Here is a 23,277-nt window from a genome sequence, read left to right on the forward strand (position 1 = left end):
CATGAAGACTCATGGCATGCCCCGGCGAAAATCGGCCGAAATCGCCTTCGAGTCATCAGGAAATCAATAGGTTAGCGTTTTCTCTGCCCCTCTCGATCGAAAATCGGCATGATCTTCGATCATGGGGACATATTATAACCCACTGTTCGGAAATAGAAAACGTGGTTTCTGTTCAGGCACTAATTAATACTAAGGGTGCTGGAGACCTGTCTGTATATTTCTTTAAGCGAGCATTGATACTGATGAAAGAAGGAGGCGTCTCAGGGTTAATAGCAACTGACACTTTCATTGAAGGAGACACACAGAGATGTGGCCCAGATCACCTCTTGAATAGCGGGGCTTCTTTTGCACGGGCTATTACCAGCCTGAAATGGCCTGGCGCAGCGGCTGTTAATGTATGTGTTGTTCATGCCTACAAGGGGGATTGGGCCGGCGGATGTTTTATTAACAATAAGCCGGTGAAGTCTATAAGCGCCTTGCTCTCGGAAGATCCTGGGCATATGGATGTGGTGCAACTTAGTACCAGAAAAAGAATGGCGGCGAAGGGGGTTACACCGCTGGGCGACGGATTTGTGCTGTCCCCATCGTTAGCACGTGAATTGTGTCTTGACGACGAGCGGAATCACACTGTCATTAAGCCGTATCTGATTGGTCAGGATTTCAATACTGATGTTCTGCAAAGGCCAAGCCGCTTCCTTATTGACTTTGGTGATATGTCGGAAGATGAGGCAAGAAGTTATCGGCTTCCCTTCGCAAGAGTTGAGGAGTTGGTACGCCCGGTCAGGGAGCGGTTGCACCGACAAATCCACGAATCATGTTTTTGGAAGCATTGGGATCGACGAACAGCTTTTCTTTCATCTCTCCCAAAGGGTGATGTTCTTGTAACTTCACTAATTAGTAAACACTGGGCACTGGCTTTCGTCGCGAATGGTTACGTTTATGACCAAAAAGTTGTCGTTTTCGCCGAAAATACGTATCAATGTTTTTGTATATACCAGAGCAACATCCATGAAGCGTGGGCGCGTCGCGAAGGTGGCTTAAATATCGGCCCAACGCCTTCCTACACTGTTAGCACAAATTTCAATACCTTCGCACCTCCAGAAGGGTTTCCATCAAATCTGGATTCGCACACCGGTGAGCGATTAGGGAAGTCCGGCGAGAGGTATCATGCCTATCGCTCTGATTTAATGCAGCAAAACGCCGAGGGCCTTACGAAGACCTACAACCGCTTCCATAACTACGCCGAATTGAGTGCCGACATCGCTGAACTGCGCAGTCTGCATATTGAACTGGACCGGGCGGTCGCTGCGGCCTATGGCTGGGACGATCTCGACCTCGGCCACGACTTCCACGGCACCAAACAAGGCGCGCGCTTCACCATCTCCGAGACCGCCCGCCGCGAAGTCCTCGACCGCCTGCTCGAACTGAACCACCAACGCTACGCCGAGGAGGTCGCCGCCGGACTGCATGACAAGAAGGCCAAGAAGCCAACTGGCGCCAAGCGGGGCCGCAAGCGCAAAGCCGCAGGAGCCGAGCCGGGGACACCTGTCCAGACGGAACTCTTCTGATGTCGGCCGTCCCCTTCGATCGCAACCGCCCCTTCAACGATCTGCCCCCTTTGCCACCTGCGGTGGACCTGGAGACGCCGCGGATTCTGAAGCAGGCCATCGCCGCGCACCGGGTGCTGGCGGAGTTGAAGGGTCTGGCGAAGCTGATTCCCAACCAGGCGATGCTGGTCGACGGTCTCGTCCTGCAGGAGGCGCGGCTGTCCTCCGAGATCGAGAACGTCCTGACCACCAACGATGCCCTCTACCGGGCCGCGGCGGACGATCGGCCGGCGACCGATCCACATACGAAGGAGGTGCTGCGCTATCGCGAGGCCCTGTGGCACGGCTTTCACGCCCTCGGGCAGCGGCCGCTCGCCACCAATCTCTTCATCGAGATCGCGGGCATCATCAAGGAATCCGACCTCGGTATCCGCCGGGTGCCGGGGACCAAGATCGCCAACAGCCGGGGCGAGGTGATCTATACCCCGCCCGAGGGCGAAGCGGTAATCCGCGACAAGCTGGCGAATCTGGAGCGCTACCTGCACGCGCAGGACGGGACCGACCCGCTGATCAAGCTGGCGGTGCTGCATTATCAGTTCGAGGCCATCCACCCCTTCATCGACGGCAACGGCCGCACCGGACGCATCCTCAACATCCTCTATCTGGTGGACCAGGGTCTGCTGGAGCTGCCGGTGCTCTATCTCTCCCACTACATCATCCATCACAAAAGTGCCTATTACGCGGGCCTGCGCCGGGTGACCGAGGCCGGCGACTGGCAGACCTGGGTGACCTACGTGCTCGACGCCGTGGAGACCACCGCCCGCCAGACCCAGGAGCGGGTGCTGGGCATCCTGGACCTGATGACCCAGGCCCAGGCGCGGGTGTCCGAACAGGCCCCGAAGATCTACAGCAAGGATCTGATCGAGGTCATTTTCATGCACCCCTACTGCAAGATCCGCTTCCTGGAAGAGCACGGCATCGCCAAGCGCCAGACCGCCTCGCTCTACCTCCAGACCCTCGAATCTCTGGGTCTGCTACGCGCCCAACGGATCGGACGGGAGCTGTACTACATCAACGACCCCTTGTTTCGGCTACTGACCGCTTGACGGGATCGGACGACATGTCGATAAAATCCGAAAAAATCGACCTATTCGAGCCATCTGTCGATCGTATCGACAGGTTATCGGCGATCCTTTCCGGGGTTAATCGACGAACACAACGAGGCCTTACGGCCTGCGCGAGAGTCGATTTCGCTTTTTTGATTGATCCGGATCTCGTAGATGGCATGGTTTTCCCTCACCCACACTAGATTGTAGGAATCTTGCGAGATGGCCATTACTGCCGCCACTTTCAGATCAAATCAACTGATTCAAATCGAAGAGTCAATGATGACTGGGCTCTCGATCAAGACTCTTCTTGATCGAATCGCCTCTTTTCATGGCAAGAAGCATATTGATGATGTCTTGTATGCCGAATATCCGGGCGATGGCGATTTCTGGTCTATCGAATGCCTGAAGGTTTCGGCCATTTGTGATTTGGTGGATTTTGCCCGACGCATCGAAATTGCGGCGCAATGCAATATCGCAGATATTGCAGTGAAAAGCGCAAACGCACATGGCGGCACATATCTTAGGAATCTGGCGGGCAAATGGAATGGTGCTGATGAAATGCGTGATATTAATGCAAGGTTAACAAAGATGATTTTGGAAAGAATCCAAGATCTTATTAAGTATCTTGGGGATAATGGGATTTTAAATAATAGCGGAGAATCAATCGCTGAGCTAGATGACTTTCCTGTTGCCTATGACTTCGTTTCATCAACCCCGGTCAAGAGCCTTGATTTAGATAGCGTGCTCTTGACCATTCACCGGGTAAGACAGAAAAACCAATCATCATCTATCATAGAACAACTAAAAGAATTTGAATTTCTGGAAGCCAGGATTAAGCTATCTGGTTTCCGCAAGCTATTGTCTTTTTCTGCGAAGCACGTTAATTCTTTTCCTGCTGCTTCACCTGAGCCACCATCAAAACCAAAAACAGATTTCGCTATTATAGTTGATGGAATTATAGGCCTGATTCAAAAAAACCAAGCGGGAATCTGGATCAGGCCGTGGATCAAAGATTCAATATTAATGCGACCTATAAACTACCACACAAAAAATAAATACAAAGGGATTAACACAATTAATCTATGGGTTGCGGCGTCAGAAAATAACTATGAAAGCCATTATTGGGCTACTGAAAAGCAATGGGAAATAAGGAGTCTCAAGGTTCAAGATGGCGCAGTGCCGACAAAAGTCTTCGTTGCCTTTCCGGCAAAAAGAGACAGAAACGAAGAGGATGAAGAGAAAGAGCAAGGAAGTATTCAGAAATGGCATTATCGTTCATGGAACGTATTTAATGCTTGCCAGCTATGCGATTACGATCAGAATAAACATTTTTTCAAACCTAATGGCCGAAAAACTCCTATCGGAAAGGTTTCTGAAAGTAAGCTGGTCGATGGCTTTATCAATAAAACTAAAGCCGACATCAGATTTGGAGGTAATACAGCTTACTACCGGGTCAGTGAAGATTACATCAAGATTCCGAACGTCCAACAATTTACAGATACATCGCAAGCAACTGCAACACAAGGCTATTATGCGACGCTACTGCATGAACTAACGCATTGGTCTGGACACGAATCTCGTCAAAAAAGAAACTTAAAAAACAAGTTTGGCACTCCGGCCTATGCTTTCGAAGAACTCATTGCCGAACTTGGTACTGCATTTCTATGCGCTGACTTAGGCATCTTAAATGTTCCGCGTGAGGCAATCGATAATCAATTTGGCGTTGTATCGACTGTCGGCTCTGAAGGCGGAAGCATTATCAACCATGCTGCGTACATTGATTCTTGGGTCAAAGCCATGAAGGGTGATCCAGTCAAATATATCGTCAGAGCCGCAGGCCTTTCAGAAAAGGCTGTGGATTATTTGGAGGGGCTGCAGGCAGCATGAGCACACCTAGCCCCTCCGACCTGCGCGATGAACTCACCGAGATGGTTGTCCGCGACCTGCTCGGCCCCGCCGGTGGCCCCGACGAGGAGCTGAATCAGTACGAAGACCACGTCTATCAGCGTTACCTCGTCGGCATGCTGGCCCCGAAAGCCAGCGAGATCGCCGGCGGTGAGCTGGACGAGCTGGCGGCCAGCGACGGGGACGAGGGCGAGGAAGGGGCGCCCGAATCTGGCGTGCCGGCGGGCAATGCCTATTTCCCGTCCTCGATGGGTCTGAGCTTCGTGGTGGCAGCCGAGGCCCGAGAGATCCTGGTCGAGGTCGAATGGGGGCAGTACCTGCGGATCAAGAGCCCCACCCAACAACACCGCGACGGCAACCCGGCCAATGTCTGGAAGCGCAACCCCGTAATCGCGCCACATCTGGTCTTGCCGTTGCAGGACGGCAACATCACGCCGGAGCCGCTGCATCCGGATCATCCATCGGTCGCGTTGCAGGGCCGGATGCGTCTGACGCCGGACGGTTGGGTCGTGACGCTGTTTCTGGTGAACCAGCAGGAGGAGCGCCAGCGCCGGAGTGAGCCCAAGGACACGGTCTGGCTGTTTCAGCCCAAGCTGCGGGTGCGTGGCAGCAGCTCGGCACCGATTTTCGTCCAACGCAAGGGCGCCAAAGCGGATCTGTCGCTGATGGACCCCCTGACGCGGGAGGAGACCGAGACCCTGGAGATGCTCTATCGCCACCAGCGCGAGTTTGCCGTCGGTCACGGCATATCGGTGCATGCAACCGTGCCCGAAGCCTCCGGCGAGGTTCCCGGGGAACGGGCGATGCAGGTTGAAACCGAGTGGGTACCGCGCTTCGAGGTGCCCCAACAGACGCCGCGCTCCGTGGCGGACGATCAGAATCTCTCCGGGCTGACCCTCGACATGCAGGCGCTGGCCGAGCTGCCCAAGGCGGGCCTGATCGCGAGCCTGCGCCATATCGAGACCGCCTACCGTGTCTGGATCAGGATTGAAGAGGCCAAGCTCACGCTGCCCGAGGAGAAGCTGGCAGGCCACGAAGCGGCGGCACGCCGCGCCGTGGCGAGCTGCCGGAGAGCGCTGGAACGCATCAAGGCCGGCATCGACCTGATCGAGACCGATGCTCTTGCCGAGGACGCCTTCCGCTTCGCCAACCGCGCCATGTGGCTGCAGCGCATCCATTCGACCTTCGCCCGCAAGGTGCGCAAGAAGGAGATGTCGGTGGAGGAGGGCGTCGCTGCGGTCGATGTCCCCGGGAACCGCAGCTGGCGCCTGTTCCAGATGGCCTTCGTGCTGCTGAACCTGCCGAGCCTGACCGATCTGCATCACCCGGATCGCAGCCACGAGACCGACGCGGTCGCCGACCTGCTCTGGTTCGCCACGGGCGGCGGCAAGACTGAAGCCTATCTGGGCTTGACTGCCTACATCCTCGCCTTGCGCCGACTCCAGGGCGAGATCGAAGGACGCCGCGGGGACGTGGGAATCGCCGTGTTGATGCGCTACACGCTGCGGCTGCTGACGCTCCAGCAGTTCCAGCGCGCCGCCGCCTTGATGTGCGCCTGCGAGACCATCCGTCGCGACGATGTGGCCAGGTGGGGCGACGAGCCGTTTCGCCTGGGGCTCTGGGTCGGGAACAAAACGACACCCAACACCTTGAGCGCGGCGGCCAATGCCCTGCGCCAACGCAGTGTGGGCGGTCGGCCATCGGCGACCGGGAGCCCGCGTCAAATCACCTCCTGTCCCTGGTGCGGCAGCGAGATTCGCGAGCAGCATCTGCGCGTCTACGAGGCCCCGAGCGACATCGGCCGCTGTGTCACCTACTGCGGCGACAACCTGGGGCGCTGCGACTTCAGTGAAGCCAAGGCGCCCAAAGAGGGGCTGCCGGTGATGGTGGTGGACGAGGAGATCTACCGCCGTCCGCCGGCCCTGCTGATCGCCACGGTCGACAAGTTCGCGCAGATGCCCTGGAAGGGCGAAACCCAGATGCTCTTCGGCAAGGTCACGGAGGTGTGCGACCGGCACGGCTTCCTGTCGCCGGAGGTCCAGGACGGGCAATCTCACCCGGCCCGTCATGGTTTGCCGGCGGCGAAGAACCGCCCTCACGGGTTTCTGCGTCCGCCCGACCTGATCATCCAGGACGAGCTGCATCTGATCAGCGGCCCGTTGGGCTCGATGGTCGGTCTTTACGAGTCCGCGGTGGACGCCCTCTGTACCTGGGATGTCGAGGGCAAGCCGGTGCGCCCCAAAGTGGTCGCCTCCACCGCGACCATTCGCCGCGCGCCAGACCAGGTGCAGAAGCTCTTCGTGCGCAAGCTGGAGGTGTTCCCGCCCCAGGGCACCGGGATTCGCGACAGCTTCTTCGCCATCCAACGCCCCGTCGGACCCGCGTCCCCGGGGCGGCGCTATCTCGGCATCAGTGCCTTCGGCCGCCGCTATCCGGTGGCCATGATCCGCGGTTACGTCGCCCACATGGCCGCGGCCCAAGTGCTCTACGACAAGTACGACCGGCTGGCCGACCCTTGGATGACGCTGGCGGGCTACTTCAACTCGATCCGGGAATTGGCCGGTACCCGCCGTCTGGTGGAGGACGATATCCGGGCTCGCCTGCGCGACGTCGATCAACGTGGTCTGGCCAAGCGCCGCGTGCGCGCGCTGGAGGAGCTGACTTCGCGTAAATCCGGGACCGACATCCCGAGGATCCTGGAGCGGTTGGAGGCGGTCTTCGACAAGGAGCTGGAGGCCCAACGGATGGTGGACCGCAAGGCGGGGCAGCCGGTCACCTCGGCCGTGCCTTACGACGTGATCCTGGCGACCAACATGATCTCGGTCGGCGTGGACATCGACCGGCTCGGACTGATGGTGGTCGCTGGGCAGCCCAAGAACACCTCGGAGTACATCCAGGCCACCAGCCGCGTCGGCCGTTCGGCGGAAGGCCCCGGCCTGGTCTGCACCCTCTTCAACTGGGCACGTCCGCGGGATCTCTCCCACTACGAGCGCTTCGAGCATTACCACGAGACCTTCTACAAGCATGTCGAGGCGCTGTCGGTGACCCCGTTCTCGGCGCGTGCGCTCGACCGCGGCCTCTCGGGGGTGATGGTCGGCTTGATGCGTCTGCTGGACGCCCACCTGAACGCGAACCTGAAAGCCGGTGAAGTCGCCGACACCGACAGGGTCTGGACCGCGGTTTTCGACCTGCTGAGCGAGCGCGGGGCAAAGGCGACGCATGATCCTGCGGTCGCGACCCGCATCAAAGACATGCTGGACCGTCGCCGGGACGTCTGGCTGGGCCGGGTGCACAACCAGGAGGATCATCAGTTGGCTTACAAGTCCAAGGGAGGTGCCACGGTCGGGTTGCTGGAGTATCCCGGCGAGCAGGATTGGGGGCTGTTCACCTGCCTGAATTCGCTGCGTGACGTGGAAGGGACCGTCGATCTGGTCTTGGACCAGCGCTCCACCGGACTGCGGGTCGATCGAGGAACAACGGATGAATGAGGTTGGCGAGCTGCGCCCCAGCCAGTTGATCTTTACCTTCGGCGTCGGGGCCTTGGTCGACCTGCCGAATCTGTCGGTGATCGTGCTGGGCCTCGACGATTGGGATATCCGCTACTGCAAGGAGATCGAGGAGGACCGTTTAGTGGCCGCGGTGCAGAAGCGACTCGGCGCCCAGATGGGCCGGCTGTACCTGCCGCCGATCAAGCTGGACAGCATGGACAAGGACCCCGCGCACCCGCCGTCGGGGTGCCGGTGGCGCCCTTCCCGCGCTGGATGCGCTGCCCGCTCTGCAATACCCTGGCGACGGTCGAGTCCGGGGTGTTCAAGTTGATCCAGGATCCCTATCGACCGGATCGCACCCAATACGTCCATCAGGGCTGTCTGAAGAGCGTCGGCAGTCGGGCGCCCTCGGTCTTGCCGGTCCGCTTCCTGCTGGCCTGTCGCGAGGGGCACTTGACGGACTTCCCCTGGCTCGATTTCGTGCATCAAGGCAAAATCCCTTGCCGGCCGGCGACCATGACCCTGCGTGAGTTCGGAGTCTCCGGCGATGCCTCGGACATCATCGTCAAGTGCGAGAGCTGCGGGGCCGAGCGCCGCATGTCCGATGCCTTCGATCTGGATCCGAATGAGGGCTTCGCCTGCCCGGGGCATCACCCGCACCTGCGTTTGGTCGAGCCCGCCTGCGAGGAGACGGCCAAGGCGATCCTGCTCGGGGCCTCCAACAGTTGGTTTCCGACGGCGCTGTCGGCGCTGTCGATTCCCAGCGCGACGGACACGCTCGGCAAGCTGATCGAGGAGCAATGGTCCGAGTTGAAGGACACGGACGACCGGGATGAAGTCCGCCTGCTGCGCAAGAAGCTTCAGAAGTTCCAAGCGCTGATTCCACTGTTCACGCAGTTCGACGACTACGCCATCTGGACCGCGATCGAAGCACGGCGCGCCGGTGCGCAGCACGGCAAGCCGCCACCCGAAGATCTCAAATTACCCGAATGGCAGGTCTTCGCCGCTCCGGACACCGCAGCCGAGGGCCGTGACTTCAAGCTCAAGCGTGTCGCGCCCCCGCAGGGTTTCGAGACCTTTTTCGAGGACACGGTGCTGGTGGAACGCCTCCGGGAAGTGCGGGCGTTGCTCGGGTTTACGCGCATCGAATCCAATGCCGATTTTGCCGAGGCCACGCTCCTGGAGGACGGTCGCCTGACCCGATTGTGTCGCGCCAGCCCGACCTGGTTGCCGGGATCGGAGGTGCGAGGCGAGGGGATTTTCCTGCGGGTCCGCGAAGATGTGCTCCAAGCCTGGCAGGCGAAGTCCGCCGTGCAGCAGCTCCGGAAGGAGTTTCTCGACTCGCATAAGGCTTGGCGCACGCTGAGACGACTCAAGCCGCCGGAAGAGGGTTTTCCCGGCATCCGGCTGGTGCTGCTGCACTCGCTTGCCCACGCCCTGATGCGCCAGATCGTGCTGGATTGCGGCTACAGCGCGGCGAGCATCCGTGAACGTCTTTATTCCCGCCAACCGAACGAGGACGGCGGTCCCATGGCCGGCATCCTGCTCTACACCGCCGCCCCCGACAGCGAAGGCACCCTCGGTGGCCTGGTCGAGCTGGGTGACCCGCTAACGCTTGGCCGCCACCTGCAACAGGCTCTGGAAAGCATGCGGCTGTGCGCGTCCGACCCACTGTGCGCCGACCATCGCCCGGACACGCTGGGTCGGGGCATCCAGGGTGCGTGCTGCCATGCCTGTCAGTTCGCTCCGGAGACCTCCTGCGAGCGCGGCAACCGTTACCTCGATCGCTCGGTGCTCGTCAACACCTTCTCGTCCCGCGGAACCGCGTTCTTCGATTGATGGCCATGTCCGACGACCTCTGCATTGCCGTCGAAAACTTGGTGCGAAAGGCGCCAGAGGGGTGGCTGACCGCGACGTGCGACACGCTTCGCGCGTTGCCCGCCTCGGCGACCCTGGATCTTGTGCGGCAGCGACTGCCGGGAACCTATAACTCGGATCTCGCCTACCGCATGGACCGGGTCCTCGATCTGGCTTCGACGCAGATGTCTTGGGAAGCGCTGAGCTGGTCTCTCCGGACGACACATGCCGCCTATCGCCGTTGGCAGGCCGATGAGGAGGTCGAGCTTCTCTGGTCGGGCCCAACCCCTGCCAATCAGGTCCCTGCACGACGGATTGACCAAGCCCTCTACGACCTGATCGGCGACGCCAAGCGCGACATCCTGCTGATGACATTCGCCGCGGTGAAGATCAACCGCCTTGCCGATGTGTTGTTGAAGGCCGTCAGCCGTGGGGTGCATGTGAAGCTTATCCTGGAATTCGAGCGCTCATCGGAAGGGCAGTTGAGTTTCGATGCCTTGAAGGCGTTTCCCACGGCCTTGGTTGCCGCGGCAACGGTGTATCACTGGCCCCTCGAAAAGCGTGAACGCAATCTGGCCGGGCGCCCGGGAAAGCTGCACGCCAAGGTGGCCATCGTCGATGACATGGCGCTCATCTCCAGCGCGAATCTGACGGACGACGCCTTCAACCGCAACCTCGAGATCGGTGTGATGATCGGGAGTGATCGGCTGCGCGGTCCCCTGACCGGGCATATCCTTGGGCTCGTCCGCTCTGGTCAGCTTGTCGAGCTGCGCTGATTCGGACTGACGCCCCGGCCATGACCGGCGACGCCGCGTGGGTACCGCAAGATAGGGACCGACTGTGTTCCCCGAAATTCAGGGGAAACTCCGCACGGCCACAAACGCGATGCGTCCCGACCGGCCAAGCCCAACGCCACGGCTTGCGCACGCATCTGCCGGAGCCGCGCAGGATCCCGCGCCAGACCGTCCATCCACTCCTGCATCGTGACCGGATCGTCCTCGCCCCAAGCGTGCAAAATGGCCCGGGCGAGCGCGAGATCGGCTGGCGCCAGTGCGACGGCGGTCTCGGGCACCTGCTCAACCGTGCACACGCCATCGGGATAATCCGCTTGCACCTCGGCCAGGGTGCAGGGCGGACAGCGCGACACGGACAGCTCGGCACCATCCGCCCGGATGACAACGAACCGCTGGTGGCAGTCGACCGACGCGCGATCGCGAGCGCCGAGCCAGGCCAGGATCGCCGTCTTGTGTTGATGGATTTCGGGCAACCAGCGTTCGCGGGCGGCCCGATTCCCCGTCACCTTGATCCGTCCCGGTTCCTCGAGACGTAGATCGACGCCGGACAAGGCCAGTTCGGCGAAGAAGGTGCTCGCATCAAACATAGTCCACCCCTGCGTCTTCGCCGACCAACCGACCTTCTCCGTTTTGCGACGGGACAGCCGGGACAGGCGGGACAGTGCCATGCGCGGGCTGGCGTTCCGGGCTGTCCCGGTGGCCTGCTCCAACCGGGACAACCGGGACAGCAGAGCCGAGATCGGCAAGGTCGTGCCGCGCCGCACCATCGATCTGTCCCGGCTGTCCCGGTTGCGCCTCGGGGGTCGGGACAGACTCCTGCCCGCTCGGCTGTTGGTCCGGTCCCGGTTGTCCCGGCCGTCCCGGCGCGAGACAGGGTCGGTCGCTTTCGCTGTCGAGAATCGACCCTTTCACGACATACAGCCAAGGCCGGCTCTCGCCGACCTTGATGCGAGCCTTCAGCTTTCCGGTCTCGTTGGTGAACAGATACCCGGTCCGTCGCAATGTGCGCGCAATGGTGGTCTTGTCGTTGCCCGGCGCGGCCTCCACCAAGCCGGCATCGGTGAACATCCAAAGCTGTTTCGCGTGATTGACGAAACCCACGCGGTCACGCACCGGCTCCGGCATCTTCGCGGGACATGGATCACCCCGTCGACCGGTGAGCGGCGCCGCGACCGGTTCCTCGTCCGGCTGAAACCGCGCCGCATGACGCAGGATGAACGCGCGTACGCTGGCGACCATCCGCTCTTCATCGGTCTCGGCGGAGGTGTTCAACCAAGCGGTGACCGCCATGTTCACGCACGCGCGCACCTGCGACGCGGTGGCCGGAATCAAGCCGGTCCGAACCGCGAACTCGCCCGCGACCGCGATCAAGGCGAAGCGCCGAACGCCGCGCGCGGTTTCCGCCGGGAGACCGGGCGGGGCAAGGTCGCCCATGACGACGGCGATCTGCTCGCGCACCCAGGCGCGCACCTGCGCGGCGGTCTCGAAGCGGGCCGCGAGGCACCGGACCAGTTCCGGACCCGCCGTCCCATACTGTCGCGCGCAGGCGATCTTGAGGTTCGACACGATGCCCTCGCGTTCGGACGCGGGCGAGGCACCCGCGATGTCGGCAATCTCGATGTCCAGCGCGCGGTGCGTCAGTCCGCCTTTGACGGTACGACTCTTGGTGCCGTCACCGTCCGGGTCCGACATTTTTGCATGGAGCGACAACTCGCCCGTGGAGATGGCGATGGTTCGCCAACTGCGCGGCTCCTTCATGTCCCGTGCGGAGTTGAGCGCCGTCTTGCCTTGACCGCCCGCCAATTGATAGATCAAGGGTCGGATGTCGCCGATGGTCGAGCTGCCGAGCTCGTCGAGCACCAACGGCAGATCGGAATGCGCCTCGGCCAACCCCTCCAGACCGTTGCCCGTGAGATTCCAGCGTCGAATGAAGGTCCGCTCCGGCGCGTCGTTCGGATCGGCCCCGCAGCCCCAGGGCGAGGCGGCAATCTGCCCGACGGTGGTCTTCCCGCGCGAGGTTCTCCCCCAGAAATGGATGACGAAGGAGTCGCCCGCTTCGGCGAACGTCAAAAAGCAGGGGGCCAATCCCGCGCAGAGCGCGAAGAGCATCGGCGGATGCCGACACACCGTCGCCGCCACCTGCGCCTGCCAATCCGTCAAGGTGCCGCTGGCATGTACGCTGCGCACGGTGGGCGAGTAGCGTTCCGGTTGAAAGACCACCTGCCGCCGGCCGTCCTTGGCGATCACGCGATCGGGCATCACAAACGACAGGGCACCGTCCGGATCGGCGAGCCAGCCGAGACGTTTGGAGGAAAGAATGCGGGTCCGCACCTCCCAGGACGCCAGATAGGCAAGCAGACGTTTCTCCCTGCCGGGGACAATAAACAGGCCAAGGGTTGCCAATTCGCGCGCCAGGATGCCCGCGTCTTCGTGCAGGCGTGCCGCGGGAATCGACAGGCGTCGCTCGTTCGCGTCGTGGTCGCGAAAGACCAGGACCAAACCCCATTCGCCGTGGGGGCCGTTGGTCCGGCCGATGACCCGGAGCGGACCGCAGACGGGGAGGAGCTCGGTGGTTTCCGACTTCGGATTGATCTCGAACACCATCCGGGACGTGAGCTTCCAGCCCTCCGGGACGTGCAGCGGCGCGGTTTCGACGGGCGGATCGCTCGGCTTGGCGACCTCGATCCACGTTGCCATCCGTGAGATGCGCTCCGGCGTCCAGCCCTCGGCCAGCGCATCGGCGGCATCCCATCCGTCCGGCAGGTCGTCGGCCAGCGCCGACAGGTCGAGCATGGCCACCGACTCGGCACCCGCCGCATAGGCGAGCGCGGCGGCAGTCGCGGCGTACCGATGGCCCGGCCCATCGCGATCCGGCCAAATGCGGACGCGCCGCCCGGACAGCGGTGCCCAGTCGCTTTTCGCCAGCGCACGCGCGCCGTTCATGGTGGTGATGGCGACCGTCGCGGGCAGCAAGAGCGCGGCGGCATCGGCGGCCTTTTCGCCTTCGCACAGGAGCACGTCGGCCTCCGGGCGGGCGGCGAGTTGGTCCAGTCCGTAGAGCGGACGCGGTGAGGGTGGCGCACGCCAGAACCAGCCCTCCGGCGTGACCGTCAGCGGTCGATAGTCTTTGCCCTGCGCCGTCTCGAACCGACAGACGACCGCCAACAGCGTCCCGTCGCCGGCGCGGTATTCCCATTCCCGGCTGGGCGCCCCGAGTTTCGGATGCGTCCGCGGTCGGATCGGCATGGGTTTGGGCGCCGCTTTGGCGATCGGCGTCGCGGTCGGCACCGGGACGGGGTCGGCGCCGATAAAGGCGGCGACCCGTTGCGCCGCCTCGCCCTGGGTGGCGAGTCCGTCCAGATAGCGAATCGTGGAGACAATGTCGTGGCATTGCTCGCCGGTGGCGTGATCGATGCAACCACCGGTGTGCAACGAGACCGCAAACGAACCGGCATGCCGGTCGTCGCGGGTCGGATTGCGTGCGATCCAATCGTGACCTTGGCGCTTGCCGTCCGGCAGCCAGCGGGCGCAGATGCGCTCCAGGTGCGGGATGGCTGCGGCGGCGGTGGTCTTGATGTCGAGCCGTGGCGCCAACGCAAGCGGCGATGCGACGGCACGCCGCTGGTCATGGTCATCGCTGGCCGGTGCTTGACGTTCCGGCGAGGCGAAAAGAGAAGGTGCCGTGTCCGGCATAAATCGGTCCTCATATCGACGAGGGACCGACTGCGAAGCGGGCGCCAGCGCGAGCAAGGGAACGTGCGGACGCACGGCTCCCCCGATAGACCGACTCGCACCGGTGCTCGGACCCTTCGACGGTCGGAGCTTGGTCCCGGGGTGCCGATGCACTCGGGGACGGCAACACTCGACGCGCGGTCGGCGCGCGGAATCACCATCAAGCGGCTCGCCCTTGCCCGGCGGGCCGTTTGTGTTTCTCCGGATGGTGTGCCGGTGAGTCGCGCCGACATGCAAGGATGCATCGAATGCTGGCAGGGGGCTCATTCCTGCTTCAGCCGGGTTTGCGTGACGCGGCGGCGCGGTCGGCTTGCCACTGCTCAATCTCGTCGGCATCCCAGGCTACGATGCGGGGTCCGATTTGGATGGGTGCCGGGAGCAGGCCCTGTTCCACCCATCGCCGCAGCGTCGAGCGATGGACGGACAGTTGTGCGGTCAGCGCGCGCTCGCGGATGTACCGACGGGGAACGTGCAAGGTCTGCATGGTGATGTGCCCGTTTAAAACGATAACATTTGGCGGATCGTTTGCTACAATCCGGATCGGACATCCTGATCGCCGATGTCACGGTTTGCTACAATAACAGACAACATGAGAAATGCAATGCCCCCATCATCCGACGAGCATCGTGATGCGGCGCTTCTGGATATCCTGAAAGAGGGATTCGGCCTGGGCTCGGATGCCCGGATCGCGGATTTTCTCGGGATCACCCGCACGACCATTCATAGTGTTCGCCACGGCAAGGCGCGACTGGGGATCATGCAGCGCCTGAAGATCATGGATCACATCGGCTTTCTGCACAGCCGCCAATGGCTGGAAAGCATCCTGCCCGAGCAACTGAGCGAGCGCATTCGCCGTTCCAGCCATGCGCTGGCGCAGCGACAGGCGAATGCCCGTCAGCGCCCGCAACCGACTCCCACACCGGACGGCGAACTCATCGACCTGGTCCAGCTCGCCTGTGGATTCAGAACGGATACGGAGCTGGCGGACTTCCTCGGCGTGGCTCGCAATACCATCTCCAACGTGCGGGCCGGTCGCGCCTGCTTGGGGCCTCGCCCACGGTTGCGGATTCTGAACTCTTTTGCGCCTTTCGATACCGAGCGGGTCGATGCGGTGTTGGATTCACCCGATGCGCTGGCGCAGGCCGTGCGAGAGTGGATCGCCCGAAACGATGCGGATCAGGGGCGAGTTCAGGCGCCCGAGAAAGGCGTGTCCCGGTGATGGTTGCCTGCGTGTCAAGGGTACTCGGGATGCGTTCCGGGACTCCAAGTCGCACCGACGCCCTTGACCCACGAATCACGGACGAGCTTGATTCGTGGACGCGAAGCCTTGCATGCCGGCCTCATTGCGTCTAACTTTTCGCACAATCCATGAAACATGGACACGACATATCCGTGGACACACCGGCATCATTAGACTTGGAACTGATCGAGGAGGCGGTGGCGCAACTCGCTCGGTTAAACATCACGGCGAACCTCGACGCCATTGAGCGGCTGGACCGCGCGGACGCCCGCTTGCGCCTGCACTGGAGCGGCGGTAAGGCGCTGTACCGCGTTGCGGTGAAACGCGGATTGCGGCCGGCGACGCTTGGAGCGGTCGCGCTGCGGCTCAAGGAGTTCGGCCCCGACACCCTGCTGGTTACCGATCATGTGTCCCCGCCCTTGGCCGAGCGACTGAGGGAGCTCGGTATCCAATTCATCGACAGTGCCGGCAACGCCTTCCTGATCCATCCTGCCTTGCTGATTTGGGTCAAGGGTGAGCGTCCGCCGGACCGCCTTCACCCATCGGCTCCCAGTCGGGCGTTCAAGGCCAGCGGGCTGCGGGTGTTGTTCGCCTTGCTGGCGGTACCGGGATTGGTGGGCCAGTCCTACCGAGCCATTGCCGAGCAAGCCGGCGTCGCGCACGGCACGGTGGGCTGGGTGATGGCCGAGCTGCCCCGGCTCGGTTTCCTCGCCGAGATCGGCGGCCAGCGCCGGCTGCTCCAACCCGAGCGTCTGCTGCGCCAGTGGGTGGAGGCGTATGCCCGGACCCTGAGGCCGAAACAGCTGTTGCGCACATTCCAGGCCCCAACGATCCATTGGTGGCACGAGCTCGATTTCGCGCACTACGGACTGGTTCTCGGCGGAGAGGCCGCCGCAGCGAGAATCACCGGCCTCATCCAGCCGCAAACGGTGACGCTCTACGGGACCAAGGCGGCCTCATTGTTGTTCATGACCAAGCAACCCATGCGATCCGCCCCGGATGGCAATGTCGAGATCCTCAGCCGGTTCTGGGATTTCGAGCCGACCCCGCCGGAGTTAGCTCCCCCGTTACTGATCTACGCCGATCTCTTGGCGACCGGCGACGCGCGCTGTCTCGAAGCAGCCCGGGCGATGGAGGGACGACTGCTTGATCGATTTGCAGGATAAGGAGGATCTACGTGCCCTCGGCGACCTCGTCCGAGATATCCGCGACCAATCCGCCGGGGCCGATTTCATGCTGGTCGGTGCAGCGGCAAGGGATCTGCTTCTTCAACACCATCATGGCGTCGAGCCCCTGCGCAAGACAACGGATGTGGATTTCGCCTTCGCCGTGCCCGATTGGCCGGCCTATATCGCCTTGACCAAGAGGATGATCGACACCGGAGGCTTCAAGCCGGACGATCGGATTCAACACCGTCTCCGAAATCGGATCGGAACCGTGGTCGATCTCCTGCCGTTCGGTGGTGTCGAGTCGCCCGAGGCCCAGATCGTCTGGCCGCCACCGGGCGAAGCCCTGATGTCCGTGATCGGCTATGCCGAAGCCAACGCGGCAACGGAGAGCGTCATGCTGCCGGGGACGGTGCCGCTTGCTGTCATCACGATCCCCATGTTCGCGCTACTCAAGCTGTTCGCGTGGGAAGATCGTCATTTGGCGCAGCCGCGGAAAGATGCCGGCGATCTGTTGTTCGTGCTCGAGCACGCGTTTCGGGTGGCTGGACTGGAACGCTTACACGACGTCGCGCCGGAGCTATTCGATCTGGATAACTTCGATCCCGAATTGGCGGGTGCCTGGTCGATCGGATTCCAGGCGCGTGCGGTCATCGATCGGCACAGTCAACGTGCTCAGGCGATCGTCACCAGGGCCAGCATGATCGTCGCGCGCGAAACCGATCCGAACGGCTCGCTCGGCTTGATCGGAGAGGTCGAGGCGAGGGATCCGGAACGGGCGAGACGCAAGCTTGGCGCCTTCGGCAACGGGCTGACAGGCGTTCGGGCACTTTAGATCCATTGATCAGGTCGCCAAGCGCGGGGAACCGCGCATGCTTGCGGTTTGGGTCAACTCAACGCGCTCATCCTCCGTTGACGGCGTTAGAAGACCGCGCAATTCGTGTTCCCAAACTTCCAGCGCGCGCCGCTTCTCGGGGAGCCCGTCATAGAGGTTGTAGTGCGTCTCCTCGATATCGTTCACCGCCCGGTTCTGCAGCAGAAAACGCACGCTGGGCTGGATCCCGATGCGCGCCCAATGGGTCGTACAGGTTCGACGCAGATCCCGGGGCGTGAAGGGGTCCAGTCCATGGCGGGCGCCGATACGATCGATGGCTTGCGTGATCGTGCGAAAGGGCATCTCCCGCTCGGGCGTCCCGTCTGCTTGCCGTGAATGCGGAAAGACCAGAAGACCGAGACGGGGGATCGTCCTCAGCACGTCCGTGATCATCGGGGTCAGGGGAAGCAGGTGCGGGCGCTTCGTCTTGGTCTGTTCCCGCGAAAAAGACCAGGTCGCCTCGTCGAAATCCAGTTGATCCCAGCGCGCACGCAGGATCTCCTGGAGCCGCTGACCGGTGAGCAGCATGAGTCGGATCGCCCCGATCGTCATTGGACTCAGGCGATCGACATCTTGATCCAAGGCGAACCAGAGTCCCTGGATTTCTTCTTTGGACAGGACGCGGCTACAAGGCGTCATGCCGGATTCGGGCTTTTTCACGGCGGCAACCGGATTGCCGATCAGCGGAAACAGCAGACCATCGATCTCCTCTTCGCCCATCGCAAAGGCGAATGCCGCATGCAGGTAGACATATAACATCGAGACCACACGCTTGGCCCCGCGTTTTCTGGCGCTGGTCAGGATCGCTCGGATATCGGCGGAATCGATGTCCGTCACCCGCTTACCCTTCAAGAGCGGTCGCGCATCCTTGTCGAGCAGTCGGCTGATCTCGCGGCGGGTCGTCTCATTGTCGACCGAGGCCAGGTAGAGCCGCACAAGATCCTCGTAATTGGCGGTCGCCCGTGCTTGCAGTGCCTGGTGTTCCTGGATCTTGCGCTCTGCGATCTCGGCGGCGCGCCGGCGTTCCAGATCCGCTTTCGGATCGATCCCCTGGTCGATCAGGTTGCGGATCTCCCGGCAGCGCTCCCGCGCTTGCGCCAGTGGCAGGCCGGGATAGGTGCCTAAGCGATAGAAGTGCCCCCGCTGACCGCCAAAGCTGTATTCGACGTAGAAGGTCTTGGCACCGGCCGCCGATACCTGTATCCCAAATCCTCGCGTACTCTGATCTGTCGACTTGTCACGTATCCGGTACGGTTTTCCCGTGGCAACGAGGTTCTTGATCTGACGATCTGTCAGCATGTCGTTCTCATCCGTCCCGTCAAAAGCGATTTTTGTAGTCGCGTCTGTAGTCGCGTAAAACCTGCGCTTCAGTGAAACACCATGAGACGCCATGCGCAAGTAATATTCTATAATATATTGTTAAATATATATTATTTTGGATTTCGCGAGACAGTAAAGAACGGCAAAAAACGCTAAAAACCCTGACTACGAACCAGGTGGTCGGAGGTTCGAATCCTTCCGGGCGCGCCACATAGAGCAAAGGCTCAGTGCCGATCGGCGCTGGGCCTTTTTTTTGTTGCGTACCGATTCGGTGGAAGTCCTTCCCGCCTTCCAGGTTGCTTCTCTGCGATCTCCGCGATCGACGGTCATTTGACAGCACCAGTCGCCCCTCATCCACATCAATCTCAGCAGTCATGAAGATCCCGGCGAGCGATGCGCCTGCGAAGGTGCAATTCCGGTTCTTGATGTGCTCGAAACGGATTTTGAACCCGTGTCGTGCGTCGGTCGATCTTCTGCCCCCACTGTGCAGGTGCCGAGGCGGCGCACGGCCGATCCCGCATCGCGACCTCGAAGGGTAGTATGACGTCAGGCCGGGTGCCGTCCGGAGACCTGTCGATACGAGGGACACGGCGGCGGATGGTCCGGATCGCACAGTACCGCCGCGTGTTTGCGGGAACCGGCATATGCCGAGTTCGCAAGACATCACACGAGGAGCACAGAGCAGATGTGGAACGAACGCTACGCCGAGGACGACTTTGCCTACGGCACCGCGCCGAACGACTTTCTGGTCGAGCAGGCGGGTCGGCTGCCGGAAGGGCAGGTGCTGTGCTTGGCCGAGGGCGAGGGGCGAAACGCGGTCTGGTTGGCTGCGCGAGGCCATACGGTGACCGCGATGGACGGCTCGGCGGTCGGGCTGGAGAAGGCCCATCGTCTGGCCGCCGAGCGCGGGGTGCGGATCGAGACCCGTTGCAGCGATCTCGCGCACTTCGAGATCGCGCCGAACACCTGGTCGGGAATCGTCTCGATCTTCGCCCATGTGCCGCCCGATCTGCGCCGCAGGGTGCACCGACGTGTGGTGGGTGGGCTGCGACCGGGCGGTGTGCTCATCCTGGAGGCCTACACCCCGGAGCAACTGCGCTTCGGCACCGGCGGTCCGCCCGTGGTCGAGCTGACCATGGACCTCGCAACCCTGGAAGACGAGCTCGCCGGCCTGGTGTTCGAGGTCGCGCGCGAGCGAGAGCGCGATGTCTTCGAAGGGCGCTATCATCAGGGACTCGGTCATGTCGTCCAAATCGTCGGACGAAAGTCGGAGGGTGACTGATCGTAGCGGTCCGAAGCTGGTGGCGCCGTTTCGGGAGTGCGCAGCTTACCCGACCCTGTTGAATCTGTTCTCGCACCCCGCCAGATGCAGTGCTGCGGGCGCTGAGGAGCCGACTGCTGTGCCAGGGATATCGACAGGGTATGAAAAGCCCTTGGGAAAGGGCCGGTCGTCGGCGCGAGAAAGCTGGACATCAGGGCTTCGGTCGCAACGGCCCCGACGCGCCCCGGTCATCCCTTAACCACGTGTAACCACTAACCACGTGGATGCGGACCATCCGGTGTAAGCTCGCGCCGCTACGCACCTGAACCCGGATCACCGAATGCCTTTCCTCCTTGTGCTGATCGTGGCACTGTTCGCTGCGGCACCCGGCTATGCCGAAGACGCCGATCTCGCCGCCTTGTTCGCCGTGGACGATGTCGAGGGTACCCTCGTCATTGCGGACCTCGACGGCGATTCGGTCTATGTGCACAACGTCACGCGTGCCGCGCAACGGTTCCCGGCCGCATCGACCTTCAAGATCCTCAACACCCTCGTCGCACTGGAGGAGGGAGTCGTTGCCGGACCCGATGCCCTGATCCCGTGGGACGGGCGCGTGCATGACATGTCCGACTGGAATCGCGATCACACCCTCGCCACGGCCTTTGCGACCTCATGCGTCTGGTGTTACCAGACCTTGGCCCGAGAGATCGGCGCCGAACGCTACCGCAGCCACCTCGAGCGCGCGGGCTACGGCGAGCTGGCGGAGCCGTTCGACCCCGTGGCCTTCTGGCTCGACGGTACTCTCACCATCAGTGCCCTGGAGCAGGTCGAATTCCTGCGTCGGGTGATTCTGCGCACCCTGCCGTATCGAGACTCCAGCTACGCGGGCCTACGCCGGGTCATGCTCGCCGAGACGACCGAGCAGCACCGTCTGTTCGCGAAGACCGGTTGGGCCACGCGTGCCACGCCGCAGATCGGCTGGTACGTCGGGTATGTCGAGACGCCCGAGGCCACCTGGATCTTCGCCTTGAACATGGACACCCGCAGTGCCGAGGATCTGCCGTTGCGTTTGCAGCTTGTCCGCGCCGGATTGCAGGCGAAGGGGATCATCGACCCGCCCGAGGCCGTGCCAAGAAGCAACCGCGTCGACGAAAGCGATGCGCTTGAGTAGGCGGGCGCCGAGTCCGCTCAGGCACCGGCCGGCGTCGGTGTCGCGGTGCGCCGACCGAAGAGCGCGAAGCGCTTGGGTTGGCGCCGAGTCGAGAGCTCCTTGTCGAGTTCCAGCAGCGCATCCTGCAAAGCCTCTTCGATGACCGGGTGATAGAAGGGCATCTCCAGCGTGCGCTCCACGGTCAGTCGACACTCGATGGCCCAGGCAAGCAGATGCGCCAGATGTTCGCAGCGCGGGCCGATCATGGCTGCACCCAGAATGCGATGGCTGCGACGGTCGGCATAGACCCGCAGCACGCCGCGGTTCTGCCCCATGATCAGCGCGCGGCCGACCGGGCCGAAGCGTTGCAGGGCGACCGCGGTCCGGTCGTGGTCCAGCGTGTCCCAACGCTGCCCTACCAAGGCGATATTCGGATCGGTGAACAGGATGGCCATCGGCGTCTTGCGCGCCAGGCGGCGAGGCCTGCGGTGTACGGCGTTGTAACCCGCGATACGGCCCTGTTCCGCTGCCATTTGCAAGCTGGCGATACCGCCGGCGGAGTCACCGGCGAGGTAGACGGGCAGTCGACCGATGCGCAACGTCTCCGGGTCATGCATCGGCACACCGTGAGGATCCAGCGGCACATTCAGCCGCTCGAGACGCAAGGGCCCGAGATGCGGATGGCGACCGACGGCAAGGAACAGCTTTTCGACCTCCGCGACGCGCTCGCCGGAATACACGCGAAACCCCGCGTCGCAGCGTTCGATGCGCGACTCGTGTCCCAGCCAAACCGGAAACTCGCGTTGCAGGATGTCGATGGCCGCGCGATTGACTTCCGGGTCGGGGATACGCGAGAGCTGTTTGCCGTGATCGATCCCCGTCACGTCGACACCGAGTCGATGCATGGCTTGGCCGATCTCCACACCGATCGGCCCGAGACCGATGACGGCGACGGATTTGGGCAGGCTTTCCTGTTCGAACAGTGTGTCGACGGTGAGGATGCCGTCACCGAACCGTTCCTGCCACGGCGACGGCACCATGGACTTGGCGCCGGTGGCAATGATGACGGAATCGGCCCGGATCTCGCGGTCGCCCACCCGCAGGCGGCCTGCGTCGATGAATTCCGCGTAGCCCTCCAACAGGTGCTCGTCGTCCATCTCGTCGGTGGTGTTGGCGAGAACCAGGTCAACGAAGGTGTCGCGCAAGTCGCGCACGTGTTCCAGCGCCGAGGTCTGATCCAACGCCAGGGCATCCGCGCCATGGATGCCGTAGCGTTCGAAACGTCGGCGCGACTGAAAATTATCCGCCAGGTGAATGGCGACCTTCGACGGCATACAGCCGATACGAGCGCAAGTGGTGCCCAATGGCCCGCCATTGATCAAGACCCAATTGTCGGTCAGTTTACGGACCTCTTTGACGGCATTGAGACCGGCGTGCCCGGCACCGATGATCGCGACATCAAATACCTGTTTCATGGCTTGTATTCCTCTGAGTGGCGGTTGCGCAGCTTGCCCTGCGTTGCACCACAACGAGAGCCCTGCCGCGCACGGACGTCAATACCGGGTGCTCTTCTGGCGAGATGGAGCACAGGGATTGAACGTATTCAGGGGTTGAGCGTATTCAGGGGTTGAGAGTGTTGATTGCCGATGATCATACCGACGTGCGCGCAGGATTATGCGGTAATTTTTCACAATCGGCTGCTGCCCACGCGTCTTCACGAATCTTGACTCTTCGGTAACCGCACCATCTCGACCCCTTGATTCGAAAAAGGGGTCGATCCTAATCGCGCTCGGTCCTGCGTCGTTCACTGCCGGTGGACGAATGGCGGTGGAAT

At 62.0% G+C, this 23,277-nt stretch carries 17 protein-coding genes; 12 read left to right on the forward strand and 5 right to left on the reverse strand.

From position 1 onward, the window contains the following. Positions 1-161 precede the first annotated feature (161 nt). The 7 genes from THIMADRAFT_RS26550 to drmC all read left to right on the forward strand — a co-directional run bounded on the left by THIMADRAFT_RS26550 (position 162) and on the right by drmC (position 10,682). Positions 162-1,568 (forward strand): type IIL restriction-modification enzyme MmeI, encoded by a 1,407-nt coding sequence (locus THIMADRAFT_RS26550; RefSeq protein WP_139052757.1) that lies wholly within the window; start codon positions 162-164, stop codon positions 1,566-1,568. Continuing rightward, positions 1,568-2,653 carry a Fic family protein gene (locus THIMADRAFT_RS08110; protein ID WP_007192518.1) on the forward strand — a complete coding sequence of 362 codons (1,086 nt, stop codon included), beginning with the start codon at positions 1,568-1,570 and terminating at the stop codon, positions 2,651-2,653. Before THIMADRAFT_RS26550 ends, THIMADRAFT_RS08110 begins: the two co-directional genes overlap by 1 nt. A 222-nt stretch (positions 2,654-2,875) precedes the next feature. Further along, positions 2,876-4,543 carry an ArdC family protein gene (locus THIMADRAFT_RS25550; RefSeq protein ID WP_007192519.1) on the forward strand — a complete coding sequence of 556 codons (1,668 nt, stop codon included), beginning with the start codon at positions 2,876-2,878 and terminating at the stop codon, positions 4,541-4,543. Continuing rightward, complete coding sequence (gene drmA, locus THIMADRAFT_RS08120; RefSeq protein ID WP_007192520.1) at positions 4,540-8,049, forward strand: DISARM system helicase DrmA; 3,510 nt, start codon at positions 4,540-4,542, stop codon at positions 8,047-8,049. The genes THIMADRAFT_RS25550 and drmA overlap by 4 nt, the downstream gene beginning before the upstream one ends. Beyond that, a complete protein-coding gene (locus THIMADRAFT_RS25555) occupies positions 8,042-8,380 on the forward strand; it encodes a hypothetical protein (RefSeq protein ID WP_007192521.1) in 339 nt (112 codons plus the stop codon). The genes drmA and THIMADRAFT_RS25555 overlap by 8 nt, the downstream gene beginning before the upstream one ends. After that, positions 8,302-9,888, forward strand: coding sequence for a DUF1998 domain-containing protein (gene drmB / locus THIMADRAFT_RS08125; RefSeq protein WP_233490207.1), 1,587 nt, complete (start codon positions 8,302-8,304; stop codon positions 9,886-9,888). The genes THIMADRAFT_RS25555 and drmB overlap by 79 nt, the downstream gene beginning before the upstream one ends. A 5-nt stretch (positions 9,889-9,893) precedes the next feature. Continuing rightward, a complete protein-coding gene (gene drmC, locus THIMADRAFT_RS08130; RefSeq protein ID WP_233490208.1) occupies positions 9,894-10,682 on the forward strand; it encodes a DISARM system phospholipase D-like protein DrmC in 789 nt (262 codons plus the stop codon). Here drmC and THIMADRAFT_RS08135 read toward each other — a convergent pair. From THIMADRAFT_RS08135 to THIMADRAFT_RS08145, 3 genes are all read right to left on the reverse strand, one after another. Continuing rightward, on the reverse strand, positions 10,661-11,287 hold the full coding sequence (locus THIMADRAFT_RS08135; RefSeq protein WP_007192524.1) for a hypothetical protein: 627 nt from the start codon (positions 11,285-11,287) through the stop codon (positions 10,661-10,663). The genes drmC and THIMADRAFT_RS08135 overlap by 22 nt on opposite strands. Further along, positions 11,280-14,393, reverse strand: a complete 3,114-nt coding sequence (locus THIMADRAFT_RS08140) for a DUF927 domain-containing protein (protein ID WP_007192525.1) — start codon at positions 14,391-14,393, stop codon at positions 11,280-11,282. The genes THIMADRAFT_RS08135 and THIMADRAFT_RS08140 overlap by 8 nt, the downstream gene beginning before the upstream one ends. Positions 14,394-14,706: 313 nt before the next feature. Then, on the reverse strand, positions 14,707-14,916 hold the full coding sequence (locus tag THIMADRAFT_RS08145; protein ID WP_007192526.1) for a helix-turn-helix transcriptional regulator: 210 nt from the start codon (positions 14,914-14,916) through the stop codon (positions 14,707-14,709). Between the two features lie 117 nt (positions 14,917-15,033). Between THIMADRAFT_RS08145 and THIMADRAFT_RS08150 the strand changes: the two genes are divergently transcribed. From THIMADRAFT_RS08150 to THIMADRAFT_RS08160, 3 genes are all read left to right on the forward strand, one after another. Next, on the forward strand, positions 15,034-15,651 hold the full coding sequence (locus THIMADRAFT_RS08150) for a hypothetical protein (protein ID WP_007192527.1): 618 nt from the start codon (positions 15,034-15,036) through the stop codon (positions 15,649-15,651). 197 nt (positions 15,652-15,848) lie between these two features. Further along, complete coding sequence (locus THIMADRAFT_RS08155; RefSeq protein WP_050799519.1) at positions 15,849-16,838, forward strand: type IV toxin-antitoxin system AbiEi family antitoxin; 990 nt, start codon at positions 15,849-15,851, stop codon at positions 16,836-16,838. Then, positions 16,819-17,673: a hypothetical protein gene (locus THIMADRAFT_RS08160; RefSeq protein ID WP_007192529.1), complete on the forward strand. Its 855-nt coding sequence runs from the start codon at positions 16,819-16,821 to the stop codon at positions 17,671-17,673. The genes THIMADRAFT_RS08155 and THIMADRAFT_RS08160 overlap by 20 nt, the downstream gene beginning before the upstream one ends. A gap of 9 nt (positions 17,674-17,682) precedes the next feature. On the opposite strand, the gene THIMADRAFT_RS08165 is transcribed toward THIMADRAFT_RS08160, so the two are convergent. Then, positions 17,683-19,011, reverse strand: coding sequence for a tyrosine-type recombinase/integrase (locus THIMADRAFT_RS08165; protein ID WP_007192530.1), 1,329 nt, complete (start codon positions 19,009-19,011; stop codon positions 17,683-17,685). Positions 19,012-19,717: 706 nt separating this feature from the next. On the opposite strand from THIMADRAFT_RS08165, the gene THIMADRAFT_RS08170 reads away from it, so the two are divergent. Further along, complete coding sequence (locus THIMADRAFT_RS08170) at positions 19,718-20,314, forward strand: SAM-dependent methyltransferase (protein ID WP_007192531.1); 597 nt, start codon at positions 19,718-19,720, stop codon at positions 20,312-20,314. Positions 20,315-20,633: 319 nt separating this feature from the next. Beyond that, positions 20,634-21,464 carry a class D beta-lactamase gene (gene blaOXA / locus THIMADRAFT_RS08175; RefSeq protein ID WP_007192532.1) on the forward strand — a complete coding sequence of 277 codons (831 nt, stop codon included), beginning with the start codon at positions 20,634-20,636 and terminating at the stop codon, positions 21,462-21,464. Between the two features lie 17 nt (positions 21,465-21,481). Here the strand turns inward: blaOXA and THIMADRAFT_RS08180 are convergent, their stop codons facing one another. Further along, positions 21,482-22,918 (reverse strand): dihydrolipoyl dehydrogenase, encoded by a 1,437-nt coding sequence (locus THIMADRAFT_RS08180; RefSeq protein WP_007192533.1) that lies wholly within the window; start codon positions 22,916-22,918, stop codon positions 21,482-21,484. Between the last annotated feature and the right edge of the window lie 359 nt (positions 22,919-23,277).

Source organism: Thiocapsa marina 5811, assembly GCF_000223985.1.
GTDB lineage: Bacteria > Pseudomonadota > Gammaproteobacteria > Chromatiales > Chromatiaceae > Thiocapsa > Thiocapsa marina.